We start from the raw sequence: 15629 nt of genomic DNA, 5'->3' as shown, positions 1-15629 counted from the left end.
ATGTGCACAGTATGCGGATGCGCGGAAGGCAACGTTAAAATTGAAGGGGGTCATCATCATCACGATCATGACCACCCCCATGACCATGGCCATTCCCACGGTCACTCCCATGATCACGATCATTCTCATGATCACTCCCACCAGCACGGCCATTCGCACGGTCACTCCCATGATCACTCCCACGGTCATGAGGCTCAGGAGCGCGTCACCCAGGTGCATCATCACTATCATCACCAGGGCGATGTGGTGCACCATTACCACTATCATGTCAGCGCTGATGCACTGCCACAGCCTGAGGTCACGACTTCGGCCCCGGTGGCGGTCGAGACGCCAGCACCCGCGCAGTTTGCGCCGCAGCGTCAGGGTGACAATCTTCACTATGGTCAGGGCCCGGCCCACGCCCATGCGCCGGGCATGAGCCAGTCGCGGATGGTGCAGATTGAGCAGGATATCCTGGGAAAAAACGACGCCATTGCTCAGGAGAACCGTCTTAAGTTTGCCATGAACAAGCAACTGGTGGTGAACCTGGTGTCCAGCCCGGGCTCCGGTAAAACCACCCTGCTGACCGAAACCTGCCGTCGTCTGGCCGCCGATAAGGTGGTGGTGATCGAGGGTGATCAGGAGACCGCCAACGACGCCGATCGCATTCGAGAGACCGGAGTGCGGGCCATTCAGGTCAATACCGGTAAAGGCTGTCACCTGGACGCCGCCATGATTGCCAGCGCCTGCGAACGGCTGGAGTTGGACGGTGGCGAGCTGATCTTCATCGAGAATGTCGGCAACCTGGTGTGCCCGGCCGGCTTTGATCTCGGTGAGCGCCACAAGATTGCCATCCTGTCGGTCACCGAGGGGGAAGACAAGCCGCTGAAGTACCCGGACATGTTTGCGGCGTCGTCCCTGATGCTGGTGAACAAGGTGGATCTGCTGCCGCACCTGGATTTCGATGTGCAGCTGTGCATTGACAATGCCCGCAAAGTGAACCCGGATATCGAGGTGATCTGCGTGTCCGCCACCACCGGCGAAGGGGTGCCGGAGTGGATAGACTGGTTACAGTCGCAGCGTAAATAAACTCGGAGCCGATCCACGAAAGTGGGTCGGCTTTCTCATTTTTAGCCCCCATTCACCTCATTTCGAAGAAAAATACAGTTCATAAAACAATCGGTCGCTATGTCACAGTGACGGCAAAAAGGGGTTGTTTTTTTAACCGCTAACGCAGTATGTTGTCTAATCGCTGAACAAGGTGCTAACCGAGCGACATTAAACCAATAATTCGGGGCGGAAAATAACAATGCAACAAGAAGTCCGCAAAACTCCCTCTCCAGTTTCTCATCCAGCAGTTTCGGATGATGCGTTTCCTGAGTGGAAATACAAATTTATTCTGCGCAAGCTGGCACTCAAACGAGGTGAACGAGTGCTGGTGATCTCACCCTGTGACGAGATCTTCGTCCGTATGCTGGCACAGCAGGTCGGAGAACTTGGCAGGATTGATATCCTGACCGATCACGTCATGAAGTCTGCCATGTTGAAGCAACAGTATGCCGATCTGCCTTCGGTTCAGGTGCTGGTGCGTGGTCCGGCGGTTCGCAGTGTCGATTACCAGGCGGTCGTGTGGCTGGGTGCCACCACCGAGTCCGGCAGCGACATGGCCCGCGAGATTCAGTTCAGTTGGCGCTTACTGGCCAAATGCGGCCGCCTGCTGCTGGCGATACCGCAGCAACAGACCGACTCCGCCGAAGCGCTGCATGAGGCGATGGAGATCGGCAATGGCTTAGGCTTTGTCACCCGCATGCGACGCTGCTGTGACGATCATCGGCTGTGGATCGGGGTCAAATACCTGTGTAAAACGTGATCTCTGCAGGGCTGGATTTAGGCTCCGGTGTGATTTAAGTCGGGATTTTTGGCGCGGGTTAGCATATAATCCGCGCCAAATTATATAACAACCCTAAATATGGAGAGAAAAATGGCGATTGAACGCACTTTTTCCATCGTTAAGCCCGATGCCGTTGCCAAAAACCTGATCGGTGCCATCTACAGCCGTTTTGAAAGCGCCGGCCTGAAGATCATCGCGTCTAAAATGGTTCACCTGAGCCAGGAGCAGGCCGAGGGTTTCTACGCCGAGCACAAAGAGCGTCCTTTCTTTGGTGCACTGGTTGAGTTCATGACCTCTGGTCCTATCATGGTTCAGTGCCTGGAAGGCGAAAACGCCGTTCTGGCCAACCGTGAAATCATGGGTGCCACCAACCCTGCCGAAGCGGCTCGCGGCACCCTGCGCAGCGACTTCGCGAATTCCATTGATGAAAACGCCGTTCACGGTTCCGATGCGGTTGCGTCTGCCGAGCGTGAAATCGCGTACTTCTTCACTCAGGAAGAGATCTGCCCACGTACCCGTTAATCGGTTGCCGACAGAACAAAAAAAGCGCCCTTGGGGCGCTTTTTTTGTTTGGGTTGACGGTTACTCCTCGGAGTCGTTGTCACTCAGTTCGATGCCGCGCTTCTTCTTGCGCTGTTCCCACAGTTTTCGTGCGACCACCTGCATGTCGGCGGCGGGGTCGGTCATGTCGACAATCTCCAGGCCCAGCAGCGACTCGATGATGTCCTCCATGGTGACGACGCCCAGCACGCTGCCGTATTCATCCACCACGATGGCAATCTGGGTGTGGCGCTTCAGCAGTTGCTCAAACACCGCCATCAGCTTGGTGCCTTCTGGCAACACCAGGATCGGCTTTTTCAATGAGCGCAAAGGCTTGTCAGGGCTGCTTTTTTCCGCTAACAGCACCTCGGCCCGGTGAACGTAGCCGACGATGTCATCTCGGTCCTCGTCGTGCACCGGAATGCGGGTGAAGTGCATGCCGCCCTCGCTGCTGACAAACTCATGCAGAGTGGTGTGCTGGCTGGCGGAGTGAATCACGGTGCGCGGGGTCATCACCGCGGTGACCGGCACATTCCGGGCGTTCAGCAGTTGCTTGAGAATGCTGGACTCCTTTTCATCCAGCTCGCCGGATTGATGGCCCACGTCGGCCATGGCCGACATCTCGGCACGAATGTAGTGCCCCTGCTCGCCCTTGCCCATCAGGCGGGTGACTTTCAGTGAGACCCATACCAGCGGTTTGGTCAGGGTCACCATCCAGTTGAGAGCCAGGGAGACCGGCGGCGCCAGCGAGCGCCAGTAGTTCGCTCCCAGCGTCTTGGGGATGATCTCGGAGAAGAACAGAATGGCCAGGGTCAGCACCGCCGAGAACAGGCCCAGCATGTCGTCGCCAAAGACCTTGGCGGCCTGGGCACCGGCGCCGGCGGCACCGGCGGTGTGGGCAATGGTATTGAGGGTCAGAATTGCCACCAGCGGCGCTTCGACGTCCTCTTTCTGGGCCTTGAGACGGGCGGCCGCCTTGGGGTTGGAGCTTTTCAGGTTAGCGATGTAACTGGGGGTGACACTCAACAACGCGGCTTCAAAGACGCTACAGATAAAGGAAACGCCGATGGCAGCCAGAATGTATGTGACTAACAGAAACATTGAGTAAATTCAGACAATATAAGAAGTGTGCCGCTAGTTTAGCATGAACCGCGCCCGACGCACCTGAATCCCGTCTGACGTGGGCTGTGGTAGACTTTACACTGGCTTACCCTGTACAATTGCGCGCCATTTTCGGGCCAGAGTCGAGGAGCATTTCAGATGACTGAGAAGGTCAATTTATTAAACCTGAATCGTAAAGCGATGCGGGAGTTTTTTGCCGAGCTGGGCGAGAAGTCGTTTCGTGCCGATCAGATGATGAAATGGATCTATCACTTCGGTCAGGATAACTTCGATGAGATGACCAACTTCAACAAAGGCTTGCGGGCCAAGTTGAGCGAGTTGGCCTGCATCGAAGCGCCGCAGATTGCCGACAGCCAGCACTCCTCCGATGGCACCATCAAGTTTGCCATCGATGTGGGTAATGGCCAGGAGGTGGAGACCGTCTACATTCCCGAGGACGACCGCGCCACCTTATGTGTTTCCTCCCAGGTGGGTTGTGCCCTGGAATGCAGTTTCTGCTCTACGGCACAGCAAGGCTTTAACCGCAACCTGACGGTGGCGGAGATCATCGGTCAGGTCTGGCGGGTGGCGACGTACCTGGGGTTGTCCCGCAACACCAAAGACCGGCCCATTACCAATGTGGTGATGATGGGCATGGGTGAGCCGCTGCTGAACATGACCAACGTGATTCCGGCGTTGGACATCATGCTGGATGATTTTGGCTTCTGTCTGTCGAAGCGACGGGTAACCCTGTCCACCTCCGGTGTGGTACCGGCGCTGGATAAGCTGGGGGACCAGATTGACGTAGCCCTGGCCATCAGTTTGCACGCGGCCAACGATGAACTGCGTGACCAGTTGGTTCCGGTGAACAAGAAGTACAACATTCAGATGTTCCTGGAGTCGGTGCGGGGCTATCTGGGTAAGTCCTTTGCCAACAAAGGGCGGGTGACGGTGGAGTATGTGATGCTGGATCACATCAATGACAGCACCGATCAGGCCCATGAACTGGCCCAGCTGATGAAAGACACCCCATGCAAGATTAACTTGATCCCCTTTAACCCTTACCCGGGCAGCCCCTACGGCAAGAGCTCGAACTCCCGCATCGACCGCTTTGCCAAGGTATTGATGGAGAAGGGGTATACCGTTATTGTACGTAAGACCCGGGGCGACGATATCGACGCCGCCTGCGGTCAGCTGGTGGGGGATGTGAGAGACCGCACCAAGCGAATGCTGAAAAAACGCATGCACGGTGAACAAATTTCGGTAAAAATGAATTAATTACCTGTTCGGCGGGAGGTCGTTCAGCATGAAGGCATGGATGGCCATTGGCATTAGTATGGTATTGTGGGGCTGCGTCAGCCAGACCACCCTGGATGGGCGGCAGGTGACCCAGACCGACCCGGCCGTTGAGGCGGAACAGGCCGCTCGAGAGCGGGTGGCACTGGCACTGGGGTATCTTGAGAGAGGAGACCTGGAAGCCGCCAAACGCAACCTGGATCGAGCCCTGGAGCACCAGCCGCAGTCGGAGTCCGCGCTGCTGACTCTGGCGTATTACTTCGAGCAGGTGCAGGAGACGGCACAGGCCGGTGTGGTATACCGCCGGGTCATCGATCTCCATCCGCACAGTGCGGATGCCCGCAATAACTACGGCGTATTCTTATGTCGTCAGGGTGAGTGGCCCCAATCCGAACGGCAGTTGTTGGCTGCCATCGAGTTGCCGGATTACGCCAAACAGGGAAAAAGTTACGAAAATCTGGCGCGATGTGCCCTGAAAGCTGGCTTAGCGGAGCCGGCACAGCAATACTTTCAGATGGCATTAAAGTATGATCCTGGTCGCACCGACTTATGGTTGGAACTGGCAGAATTAGCATTTCGCCAACAGGACTACCCGCAAGCCAGATTGGCGTTGTCCCAGTACCACGCGATGAATGCGGCCTCGGCAGCGACGTTATGGTTGGGTGTCGAGATAGAGAGCCGGGCAAACCACAAGAAAGCTGCGCAGCGTTTTGGAGCGCAGTTGCTGGTGAATTACCCCGAGTCGGAACAAGCTAAGGCATATCGGGCAAAGAATTACCAATGAGTGAAAATCAGCAACACCAAGAACAACAAGAACAAACGGTGATCACACCAGGTCCGCTGCTTAAAGCGGCCAGGGAAGCAAACGGACTGACAACCCAGCAGGTTGCTCAGCGTCTCAGCCTGCGCCGCTCTGTGGTGGAGGGGATCGAGAACGACGATTACGAGTCCGGCACCACCACGACCTACCTTCGCGGTTATGTCCGCAACTACGCCCGTCTGGTGGGCGTCAGTGAGCAACAGATTGCCCAGGCTTTGATGGCCCTGCCTCACTCCCAGGAGCAGACCGCCATGCAGAGCTTCTCCCGCCGCACCTCCAAGCAACAGCGCGACAGCCGCTGGATGCTGTTGACCTGGGTCATCGCCCTGGGTCTGGTTGGACTGCTGGTGTGGTGGTGGGTCACCAAACCCCAATCGTTGCTGGAGACCAGCAACGTGGTAACTGTGCCTGCGGTGGTCCAGCAAGCGACCCAGCCTCAATCTAAGACTCCGTCCCTGATCGCTGCCAGTGTCGAGACAGCGGCATCAGACGCCGACGCCGATAGCGTCCAGGTGCCAGAGGTGGCCACAGAGATGTCGGCCCGGACTCCAAAACCGGCCGGGAGCGATGCCATTGAAGCGGCCGTGACCAGCGAGCCACAACCGGCTTCTGACGATGGCGTTGTGACCGAGGAGGCTGCCGCAGAAACCATGGCGGCGCCGGAACCGCAGGTGGCGGTGCAGGAGCAGGTGTCAATCCGTCTGCTGGGGGATTGCTGGATGCTGCTGAAAGACGCCGACGGCAACACCCTGATGGAGGGCCTCAAGCGCGAAGGCTATGAGCAGACGCTGTCTGGAAAAGCCCCATTTAAACTTCGTATCGGTGCCCCGGAAGTGGTGGCGCTGGAATTCAACGGCAAGTCGATAGACATGTCAGGCTATCGCCCCGGTAAGGTGGCGGTCATCACCCTGGCCAATTAAGGTATCCCATGCAGCACGAATCCCCGATCAAGCGTCGTCACACCCGCCAGGTAATGGTGGGCAATGTGCCTGTTGGCGGCGGTGCCCCTATCGCGGTTCAGTCCATGACCAATACCCGAACCACCGATGTGGCGGCGACCGTGGCCCAGATTCAGGCCATCGAGCGTGCCGGTGCCGATATCGTTCGAGTGTCGGTGCCGACCATGGAGGCCGCCGAGGCGTTTAAGGCGATCAAGGAGCAAACCAGCATTCCTCTGGTGGCGGACATCCATTTCGATTATCGCATCGCCCTGAAAGTGGCCGAGTACGGCGCCGATTGTCTGCGGATTAACCCGGGTAACATCGGTAACCAGGAGCGGATTAAGGCGGTGGTGGATGCCGCCCGCGAGCGCAACATTCCGATTCGCATCGGTGTCAATGCCGGCTCGCTGGAGAAAGACATCCAGGAAAAATACGGCGAGCCGACGCCGGCGGCGCTGGTGGAATCGGCCATGCGTCACGTGCAGATTCTGCGTGACTTTGAGTTTGATAATTTCAAGGTCAGCGTAAAAGCCTCGGATGTATTCCTGGCGGTGGACGCCTATCGTCTTCTGGCGGACGAAATTGAACAGCCAATCCACCTTGGTATCACCGAAGCCGGTGGCCAGCGTGCCGGGGCGGTGAAGTCGGCCATCGGTCTGGGACTGCTGCTGAACGAAGGGATCGGTGATACCTTGCGGGTGTCACTGGCGGCGGACCCGGTGGAAGAGGTCAAGGTGGGCTTTGATATTCTTAAGAGCCTGCGCATCCGCTCCCGCGGCATCAACTTTATCGCTTGCCCCTCCTGCTCCCGGCAGGAGTTTGATGTGATTAACACCGTCAACGAGCTGGAGCAGCGTCTGGAAGACGTGACCACGCCGTTGGACGTCTCCATCATCGGCTGTGTGGTCAACGGCCCGGGTGAGGCGTTGGTGTCGGATCTGGGGCTAGCGGGCAGCAACCGCAAGAGCGGTTTCTATGTCGATGGTGAACGTCAGAAAGAGCGTTTGGATAACGAGCAGCTGGTGACCTTGCTGGAAGAGCGTATTCGCCGCCAGGTGGCGATCAAGCAGCAGCAGATCGACGTCAAAGAGATTCAGGACTAATTTGAACTCCCCGTGGGTTTCGTATGCTCGCCGGTGTGGCCGGGCAGCGGACACGGGGAATTTTTACGTATAAAAGAGAGTAACGTGAGTAAACAGATTCAAGCGATTCGAGGCATGAACGATTGTCTGCCGGGCGAGACCGCCAAGTGGCAATGGGTGGAAGCGGCGCTGCGGGATACCGTGGCCAGTTACGGGTACCAGGAGATCCGCACCCCTATCGTGGAGATGACCGGTCTGTTTAAGCGGGCCATCGGTGAGGTGACCGACATTGTCGAGAAGGAGATGTACACCTTCGAGGACCGCAATGGCGACTCACTGACCCTGCGTCCTGAAGGGACCGCTTCCACCGTCCGCGCTGGCAACCAGCATGGCTTGCTGTACAACCAGGAGCAGCGGTTGTGGTACATGGGCCCGATGTTCCGCCATGAGCGCCCGCAGAAGGGGCGTTATCGTCAGTTCCATCAGTTTGGCGTTGAGGTGTATGGCATCGGCAGTGCCGACGCCGACGCCGAAGTGCTGATGATGTCCGCCCAGCTGTGGAAGCGCCTGGGTATCGACAGCCAGGTTCGCCTGGAGCTGAACACCCTGGGCAGCAGTGATGAGCGAGCCGCTTACCGAGATGCCCTGGTGGCGTTCCTGGAGCAGCACAAAGAGGCCCTGGATGAAGACAGCCAGCGTCGCATGTACAGCAACCCACTGCGGGTGCTGGACAGCAAAGATCCCCAGGTACAGGCGTTGCTGAGCGACGCTCCGGCACTGATGGATCACCTGGGTGACGATTCCAGACAACATTTTGATCTTTTGTGTGAACTGCTGGACACTGCTGGCATCCAATACACCGTTAACCCCCGTTTGGTTCGCGGTTTGGATTACTATAACCACACCGTATTCGAGTGGATTACCGACAGCCTCGGCTCTCAGGGTACGGTACTGGCCGGCGGCCGCTACGACGGCCTGGTGGGTCAGTTGGGCGGCAAGGACACGCCGGCGGTCGGGTTTGCGTCCGGCATCGAACGTCTGGTACTGCTGTTGGATACCCTGGGTAAATTTGATGCCCTGCCAGCGGCGGTGGATTGCTACGTCTGCGCCATGGGATCCGGCACCATGAGCAGTGCCATGGCGCTGGCCGAGCAGTTGCGCAGCGATACCACGCTCAAAGTGATGTCCCACTGCGGTGGCGGCAACTTTAAGAAACAGATGAAACGCGCCGATAAGAGCGGTGCCGCAGTGGCACTGATCATCGGTGAAGATGAATTGCAACAAGGCGTAGTGACGGTTAAGCCACTGCGCGGCGAAGGAGAGCAGCGTCAGGTGAGCCGTGAAGAGCTTAGCCAACTGCTGCCTTCTCTTGTAAACGCTTAAGGGGATAGTCCACGTGGAAATCTACAGCACCGAAGAACAACAAGTCGAAGCGATTAAGTCGTTTTGGAAAGAGTACGGAAACTCCATCATTGGTGGTGCGGTCATCGGCCTGGCGGGCTTGTTTGGCTGGAACACCTATCAGGACTATCAGCGGGAGCAGGCGGAAGCCGCCTCGGTGGCCTTTGAAGCCACCATTGCCCAGACCGGTGCCACCGACGCCCTGACTGCTGCGGTGGATGAGCTGACCCTGAGCCACGGTGACAGCGCCTACGCCGATCTGGCGAACCTGATGCTGGCTAAGGCCGCTGCGGACAGCGGCGATCTGACCCAGGCGAACCAGCGCCTGACCGAGGTTCTGGCGAGCATCGATGCGGATTTCAAACCGCTGGTGCAGTTACGTCTGGCCCGGGTACAGATGGCCCAGAGTGATTTGGATGGTGCCCTGGCGACTCTGGCCGGCATCAGCAACGAAGCCTTTGTCGCCCAGCGCGACGAGCTGAAGGGCGATGCCCTCAAGCAGCAAGGTGATCTGCAGGGTGCGCGGGAGGCCTATCTGGCTGCCCAGACCGCCGGCAGCAGCAGCCAGGAGCTGCAGATGAAGCTCGACGATCTGGCGATTTGAGGACGAAATTGATGGCGAAGGCAGGAAAAGGATGGCTGGCCGGGCTGATGGTACTGGCCCTGATGGGCTGCGCCTCCAGCGATGAGGATGAGATTGGTGTTAAGGTCTCTCCCCTCCCGGAGATCGAACCTACGGTAACCGCGGAAGTGGTTTGGCGTGCCAGCAGTGGCGATGGCATTGATGAGTATTGGTCCAGCCTGTCTCCCGAGGTGGCGTACGGTAAGGTGTTTGCCGCCGAGCGTTTCGGCCTGATCACCGCTTACGACCAACAGACCGGCAAGGAGATCTGGCGTCAGAACCTGCGCCGCGAGTTTGCCTTGGGGGCTTTGAAAAAAAACAACGGTGCTCGTCTGTCTGCAGGCATCAGCCACGGCTTTAACCGCATTTTTATCGGCAGCGAAAACGGGGTACTGTTTGCCCTGAACCAGGAAACCGGCGAGGTCGACTGGCAAGCCAGCACTCGCGGTGAGTTGTTGTCGGATCCCGCCATTGTCGATGGTAAGGTGGTGGTCAATACCGGCTCCGGCAAGGTACAGGCGTTTGATGTCGACAGCGGTGAACTGCTGTGGACCTATGAGCTGACCATGCCGTCGTTGGTGCTGCGAGGTACCAGTGGTGTGGCCTCCAGTCAGGGCGCGGCATTGACCGGTACTCCGGACGGCAAACTGGTGGCGGTGTTCTCCCAGCAAGGGGCCCCCATCTGGGAAGCCAGGCTGGCCGAGGCCAGTGGCTCCAATGAGTTGGAGCGGGTGGTCGACGTCGACAGCAAGCCGCTGGTGCTGGGCGGAACCGTATACGGCACCGCATTTAACGGCAACCTGGCGGCGGTGGAGTTGCGCAGTGGCCAGATCAAATGGCAGCGTCAGTACTCCAGCTACTCGCCGATGGATCTGCAGGGCAACGCCCTGTTCCTGACCGACAGCAGCGGTACCGTGTACTCGGTGAACCGTCAGAACGGTCTGGAGACCTGGGCCAACAGCAGCCTGACCGGTCGTATGGTGACTGGCCCGGCTGTGGCGGGTGAGTATCTGGTGGTGGGCGACTTCGAGGGTTACCTGCACATCATGGATCGCGCCAGCGGCACCCTGGTCGGCCGGCTGCAGATTGACGGCTCCGGACTCTATACTCAACCCTTGGTGGTGGATGATAAAATCTACCTTCAGACCCGGGATGGGCGCATTGCCGTGGTGACAATAGGCTAAGGCACTGCTAGAATACTGCGCCCCCATATTGGGGGCGTTTTTTATTAAAGAGGTTTTCACCATGATGCCAGTGGTAGCCCTGGTTGGGCGTCCGAATGTGGGCAAATCGACCCTGTTTAACCGCCTGACCCGTACGCGGGATGCCCTGGTGGCAGATTTCCCCGGTTTGACCCGAGACCGTAAATACGGCCAGTCCAAGCTGGGGGAGCACGAATTCATCGTGGTGGATACCGGCGGTATCGATGGCACCGAAGAGGGCATCGAAACCAAGATGGCCGAGCAGTCGCTGGCGGCCATCGATGAGGCGGATGTGGTGCTGTTCATGGTCGACGCCCGCGCCGGCCTGACCGTGGCCGATGAGGCCATTGCCGCCCATCTGCGCAGCCAGCAGAAGTCGGTGTTCCTGGTGGCCAACAAAACCGATGGCATCGATGCTGACTCCGCCTGTGGCGAATTCTACGCCCTGGGCATGGGCGAGGTGCATCAGATTGCCGCCGCTCAGAACCGTGGCATCAGTGGTCTGATCCTGCGTGCCCTCGAGCCGTTCGTGGAGCAGTTTGTCGCCGACAACCCGGAAGCGGATGAGCTGGGTGAGCAGGATGACGACGTGACCCTGTACACCGAAGAGGACGCCGAAGCCCAGGCCAAGCGCCTGCAGGACCAGCCGATTAAGCTGGCCATCATCGGCCGCCCCAATGTCGGCAAATCCACTCTGACCAACCGCATCCTCGGTGAAGAGCGGGTGGTGGTGTACGACATGCCGGGGACCACCCGGGATTCGGTGTTTATTCCCATGGAGCGTGACGGCCGCGAGTACGTGCTGATCGACACCGCCGGTGTACGCCGTCGCGGCAAGGTGCATGAAGCGGTAGAGAAGTTCTCGGTCATCAAGACTCTGAAGGCCATCGAGGAAGCCAACGTGGTGCTGCTGACCATCGATGCCCGTGATGGCATTTCGGATCAGGACTTGTCGCTACTGGGCTTTACCCTGAATGCCGGCCGGGCGCTGGTGATTGCGGTGAACAAATGGGACGGCCTCAGCAACGACGTTCGTGAGGAGATCAAGCGCGAGCTGGATCGGCGTCTGGGCTTTATCGATTTCGCCCGTCTGCACTTTATCTCGGCGCTGCACGGAACCGGTGTCGGCCATCTGTTCGAGTCGGTGCAGGAGGCGTACGCCAGTGCCACTCAGCGTCACAACACCTCGATTCTGACCAAGGTGATGAAGATGGCGGTGGACGATCACCAGCCACCGATGTCCCACGGCCGTCGCATCAAGCTGAAGTACGCCCACGCCGGCGGTTACAACCCGCCGATTGTGGTGGTGCACGGCAACCAGGTGAAGGATCTGCCGGATTCTTACAAGCGCTATCTGATGAACTACTACCGCAAGTCACTGAAGATCATGGGTAGCCCAATTCGGATTCAGTTCCAGGAAGGCGCCAACCCCTTCGATGGCCGCCGTAAGAAGCTCAGCGGTGATGATCTGAAGAAGCGCAAGCGGGTGGTGGCCCACCTGCGCAATCGTCGCTAACGGTCTCACCCGTATCAGCAGCAAAAAGGTCGCCCAGGCGGCCTTTTTTGTTGCCTGGCCGGAACCGCAGAAACCCGATGACAGCCGTGGACAGGAGTTGTCCCCGGGGCGTTGACTCCCGCCAAGCCCGCGGCGCCGACCGGTGCTGAATATCGGCTCCGGGGCCGCGTCGGCGTGCGGGCCGGCACTGAAGCGATCGGGGGCGGTAAGAGGAAGGGAGGCAACCCCAATCCGGCCAAGCATGTTGGCTTCCTGAGGCGGTCGCAGCATCGGCTCGACGTCGATGACAATTAGGGGGCGGGGTCTTTGTCGGTCACCGTCAGCGTCAGCTGGCCCTGATTGAGGCGCGCCTTCAACTGCTCTCCGATCTGAGTCTGTTCGGCAGAGGTCAGGGCCACGCCCTGGGCGTTCTGAAGGATGCTGTAGCCCCGGCCCAGTACCGCCAGTGGGCTGATGGCATTGAGCGCTTGCGCCTGCCCGGCCAATTGCTGCTGTTTTTGCTGCTGCAGGTGGCTGATGCCCTGGTTCAGTCGCTGTTGCAGCGCGGTGACGGTCTGTCGCCGTTGCTGCAGTTGCCGCTGCGGTTGCCAGCTCTGCAGCCGGGTCTGCAACTGGGCCAGACTCTGCTGGCCCTGGTTCAGGCACCGCTCCATCTGGTGATGCAGCCTGAGCTGAGCCTCGTCCAAGCGTTGGTTCAGGGTGTCCAGCTGCCGCTGCGGATGGCTGGCATGCAGCCGCGATTCCAGCAGCGCCAGCCGGTTGCTTTGGCCCTGCAGCTGTTGAGTGCTGGCCCGCTGCAGCCGAGCCCGCAGGTTGGCCAGCTCCTTAAACTGATGCTGATTGTCGCCGCTGAGCAGTTCCGCCGCCGCCGACGGCGTCGGGGCCCGCAGATCCGCGACAAAATCGGCGATGCTGACGTCCACTTCGTGGCCGACGGCGCTGACCACCGGCAGGTAGGAGTCGAAGATGGCTCTGGCCAACGCCTCTTCGTTAAAGCACCACAAATCCTCCAGCGAGCCGCCACCCCGGGTCAGCAGCAGGCAGTCGACTTCGTCCCGCCGGTTGGCGGTTTCTATGGCCTGGCACAGGCTGGCGGTGGCGTCGTTGCCCTGCACCAGACTGGGGTAGAGGATCACCTGCAGCGACGGGTTGCGTCGTTTGAGCACCGTCAGCACGTCGTGAATAGCGGCGCCGCTGGGGCTGGTGATGATGCCGAGTCGTTCGATGGGAGCCGGTATCGGCTGTTTGGCGCTGGAAGCAAACAGCCCTTCGGCAGCCAAGCGCAGCTTCAACTGGTCGAACTGCTGCTTGAGCAGGCCATCGCCGGCGGGCTGCATGGCGTCCACCAGCAGCTGCAGATCCCCCCGGGGCTCGTACAGGGTGACACTGGCCCGCACCAGTACCTGCATGCCGTTTTCCGGCCGGAAGGTCACCCGGTTGTTGCGGCCACGGAACATGGCGCAGCGCAGCTGGCTGCGATCGTCTTTGAGGGTGAAATACCAGTGGCCGGAAGAGGGCGTGGCCAGGTTGGAAATCTCGCCGGAGAGCCAGATTCGGTTCCATTGCTGTTCGACGGCGGCTTTCAGTTGGCGGTTCAGAGCGGAGACGGTAAGGACTTGATTTGCCACTGTTGGCCCGGTGTTAAATAGTTGGATCGACAATTAATATCAATAAATGATTGCAGAGGCAAGCCTTGATCCCTATAATTCCCCGGCAATATTTTACACCCACAAAAACCCTACCGGTGAAATGTTGCCATGCTAAGAATTAAACAAGAAGCGCTTACCTTTGACGATGTCCTACTCGTCCCTGCCCACTCTACTGTTCTGCCGAACACCGCCGAGCTTGGCACCCAACTGACCCAAAGCATCCGCCTGAACATTCCTCTGGTGTCCGCTGCCATGGATACCGTGACCGAAGGCCGTCTGGCCATCGCCATGGCTCAAGAGGGTGGCATTGGTTTTATCCATAAAAACATGAGCATCGAGAAGCAAGCGGCTCAGGTTCGTATGGTAAAAAAATACGAAGCCGGCATCGTTGCCGATCCGCTGACCGTGACTCCGGAATTGACCATCGCCGATCTGAAGGTACTGACCGAACAGAATGGCTTTGCCGGTTACCCGGTGGTCACCGAAGGCAATGAGCTGGTGGGCATCATCACCGGCCGTGACGTTCGCTTTGTCAAAGACCTGTCCAAGAAAGTGGCCGACGTGATGACGCCGAAAGCCCGCCTGGTGACTGTGGTCGAGGGCACGCCACTGGAGCAGGCCCAGCAGGTGATGCAGAAGCACCGCATTGAAAAAGTGCTGGTGGTGAATGCCTCCTTCCAGCTGTGCGGTCTGATCACCGTGAAAGATTTCGAGAAAGCCGAGCGCAAGCCCAACGCCTGTAAAGATGAGCGTGGCAGCCTGCGTGTCGGTGCCGCCGTCGGTGCCGGTGGTGGCAACGAAGAGCGAGTGGCTGCCCTGGTGGAGGCCGGCGTTGACGTGCTGCTGATCGATTCCTCCCACGGTCACTCCGAAGGGGTGCTGCAGCGGATTCGTGAAACTCGCGCCGCCTTCCCTGACGTTCAGATCATCGGTGGCAACGTCGCCACCGCCGCCGGTGCCAAGGCACTGATCGATGCCGGTGTGAATGCCGTCAAAGTGGGCATCGGCCCGGGTTCCATCTGCACCACCCGGATTGTCACCGGTGTCGGTGTGCCGCAGATCACCGCCGTATCCGAAGCGGCCAGCGTCGCTAATGAGTACGGCATTCCGGTAATTGCCGACGGCGGCATCCGTTATTCCGGTGACATCGCCAAGGCGATCGCCGCCGGTGCCAGCCTGATCATGGCTGGTTCGCTGTTCGCGGGTACCGAAGAGTCTCCCGGTGAGATCGAGCTGTACCAAGGGCGTTCCTTTAAGTCCTACCGTGGCATGGGCTCTCTGGGCGCCATGACCAAGGGCTCCTCCGATCGTTACTTCCAGAGTGACAACGCCGCCGACAAACTGGTTCCGGAAGGGATCGAAGGTCGCATCCCTTATAAGGGGCTGCTGAAAGAGATCGTTCACCAGCAACTGGGTGGCCTGCGTTCCTGCATGGGCCTGACCGGCTGTGGCACCATCGATGAGCTGCGCACCAAGGCGGAATTCGTCCGCATCAGCGGCGCCGGCATCAAAGAGAGCCACGTGCACGACGTGACCATCACCAAGGAAGCGCCGAATTACCGCATGGGGTAATTCCTGAGGGCAGACTG

General features: G+C 59.0%; 14 protein-coding genes. 12 read left to right on the top strand and 2 right to left on the bottom strand.

Going from position 1 to position 15629, the window contains the following annotated elements:
• The 3 genes from hypB to ndk all read left to right on the top strand — a co-directional run bounded on the left by hypB (position 1) and on the right by ndk (position 2392).
• A complete protein-coding gene (gene hypB / locus BLT77_RS03395; RefSeq protein WP_090362042.1) occupies positions 1-1068 on the top strand; it encodes a hydrogenase nickel incorporation protein HypB in 1068 nt (355 codons plus the stop codon).
• A 220-nt stretch (positions 1069-1288) separates the two neighbouring features.
• A complete protein-coding gene (locus tag BLT77_RS03390; RefSeq protein WP_143026545.1) occupies positions 1289-1849 on the top strand; it encodes a hypothetical protein in 561 nt (186 codons plus the stop codon).
• Positions 1850-1960: 111 nt separating this feature from the next.
• Complete coding sequence (gene ndk, locus BLT77_RS03385; protein ID WP_028114556.1) at positions 1961-2392, top strand: nucleoside-diphosphate kinase; 432 nt, start codon at positions 1961-1963, stop codon at positions 2390-2392.
• A gap of 60 nt (positions 2393-2452) precedes the next feature.
• On the opposite strand, the gene BLT77_RS03380 is transcribed toward ndk, so the two are convergent.
• Positions 2453-3511 (bottom strand): CNNM domain-containing protein, encoded by a 1059-nt coding sequence (locus BLT77_RS03380; RefSeq protein ID WP_090362035.1) that lies wholly within the window; start codon positions 3509-3511, stop codon positions 2453-2455.
• A gap of 159 nt (positions 3512-3670) precedes the next feature.
• On the opposite strand from BLT77_RS03380, the gene rlmN reads away from it, so the two are divergent.
• From rlmN to der, 8 genes are all read left to right on the top strand, one after another.
• Complete coding sequence (gene rlmN, locus BLT77_RS03375) at positions 3671-4789, top strand: dual-specificity RNA methyltransferase RlmN (protein ID WP_090362032.1); 1119 nt, start codon at positions 3671-3673, stop codon at positions 4787-4789.
• A gap of 28 nt (positions 4790-4817) precedes the next feature.
• The gene (gene pilW / locus BLT77_RS03370; protein WP_090362029.1) at positions 4818-5591 is read left to right on the top strand and encodes a type IV pilus biogenesis/stability protein PilW; all 774 of its coding nucleotides are present in this window, start codon (positions 4818-4820) and stop codon (positions 5589-5591) included.
• Positions 5588-6547 carry a RodZ domain-containing protein gene (locus BLT77_RS03365; RefSeq protein WP_090362024.1) on the top strand — a complete coding sequence of 320 codons (960 nt, stop codon included), beginning with the start codon at positions 5588-5590 and terminating at the stop codon, positions 6545-6547. Before pilW ends, BLT77_RS03365 begins: the two co-directional genes overlap by 4 nt.
• Positions 6548-6555: 8 nt before the next feature.
• A complete protein-coding gene (gene ispG, locus BLT77_RS03360) occupies positions 6556-7671 on the top strand; it encodes a flavodoxin-dependent (E)-4-hydroxy-3-methylbut-2-enyl-diphosphate synthase (protein ID WP_090362021.1) in 1116 nt (371 codons plus the stop codon).
• Positions 7672-7755: 84 nt separating this feature from the next.
• Positions 7756-9033, top strand: coding sequence for a histidine--tRNA ligase (gene hisS / locus BLT77_RS03355; RefSeq protein WP_090362017.1), 1278 nt, complete (start codon positions 7756-7758; stop codon positions 9031-9033).
• A 13-nt stretch (positions 9034-9046) separates the two neighbouring features.
• Positions 9047-9655, top strand: coding sequence for a YfgM family protein (locus tag BLT77_RS03350; RefSeq protein ID WP_090362013.1), 609 nt, complete (start codon positions 9047-9049; stop codon positions 9653-9655).
• Positions 9656-9666: 11 nt separating this feature from the next.
• Complete coding sequence (bamB, locus tag BLT77_RS03345; RefSeq protein ID WP_090362009.1) at positions 9667-10857, top strand: outer membrane protein assembly factor BamB; 1191 nt, start codon at positions 9667-9669, stop codon at positions 10855-10857.
• A 61-nt stretch (positions 10858-10918) separates the two neighbouring features.
• On the top strand, positions 10919-12391 hold the full coding sequence (gene der / locus BLT77_RS03340) for a ribosome biogenesis GTPase Der (protein ID WP_090362003.1): 1473 nt from the start codon (positions 10919-10921) through the stop codon (positions 12389-12391).
• Positions 12392-12681: 290 nt separating this feature from the next.
• Here der and xseA read toward each other — a convergent pair whose 3' ends face one another.
• Positions 12682-14019 (bottom strand): exodeoxyribonuclease VII large subunit, encoded by a 1338-nt coding sequence (gene xseA / locus BLT77_RS03330; protein ID WP_090362651.1) that lies wholly within the window; start codon positions 14017-14019, stop codon positions 12682-12684.
• A gap of 129 nt (positions 14020-14148) precedes the next feature.
• Between xseA and guaB the strand changes: the two genes are divergently transcribed.
• Positions 14149-15612, top strand: coding sequence for an IMP dehydrogenase (gene guaB / locus BLT77_RS03325; protein ID WP_090361996.1), 1464 nt, complete (start codon positions 14149-14151; stop codon positions 15610-15612).
• Positions 15613-15629: the final 17 nt, after the last annotated feature.

Origin of the sequence: Ferrimonas sediminum (assembly GCF_900100175.1) — a bacterium.
Classification (GTDB): domain Bacteria; phylum Pseudomonadota; class Gammaproteobacteria; order Enterobacterales; family Shewanellaceae; genus Ferrimonas; species Ferrimonas sediminum.
This window is presented reverse-complemented; position numbering and strand designations above follow the sequence as displayed.

Bases quoted from the DNA above. Each gene is read 5' to 3' on its own strand.
- hypB (WP_090362042.1), top strand. From the start codon at position 1: ATGTGCACAGTATGCGGATGCGCGGAAGGCAACGTTAAAATTGAAGGG.
- BLT77_RS03390 (WP_143026545.1), top strand. From the start codon at position 1,289: ATGCAACAAGAAGTCCGCAAAACTCCCTCTCCAGTTTCTCATCCAGCA.
- ndk (WP_028114556.1), top strand. From the start codon at position 1,961: ATGGCGATTGAACGCACTTTTTCCATCGTTAAGCCCGATGCCGTTGCC.
- BLT77_RS03380 (WP_090362035.1), bottom strand. From the start codon at position 3,511: ATGTTTCTGTTAGTCACATACATTCTGGCTGCCATCGGCGTTTCCTTT.
- rlmN (WP_090362032.1), top strand. From the start codon at position 3,671: ATGACTGAGAAGGTCAATTTATTAAACCTGAATCGTAAAGCGATGCGG.
- pilW (WP_090362029.1), top strand. From the start codon at position 4,818: ATGAAGGCATGGATGGCCATTGGCATTAGTATGGTATTGTGGGGCTGC.
- BLT77_RS03365 (WP_090362024.1), top strand. From the start codon at position 5,588: ATGAGTGAAAATCAGCAACACCAAGAACAACAAGAACAAACGGTGATC.
- ispG (WP_090362021.1), top strand. From the start codon at position 6,556: ATGCAGCACGAATCCCCGATCAAGCGTCGTCACACCCGCCAGGTAATG.
- bamB (WP_090362009.1), top strand. From the start codon at position 9,667: ATGGCGAAGGCAGGAAAAGGATGGCTGGCCGGGCTGATGGTACTGGCC.
- der (WP_090362003.1), top strand. From the start codon at position 10,919: ATGATGCCAGTGGTAGCCCTGGTTGGGCGTCCGAATGTGGGCAAATCG.
- guaB (WP_090361996.1), top strand. From the start codon at position 14,149: ATGCTAAGAATTAAACAAGAAGCGCTTACCTTTGACGATGTCCTACTC.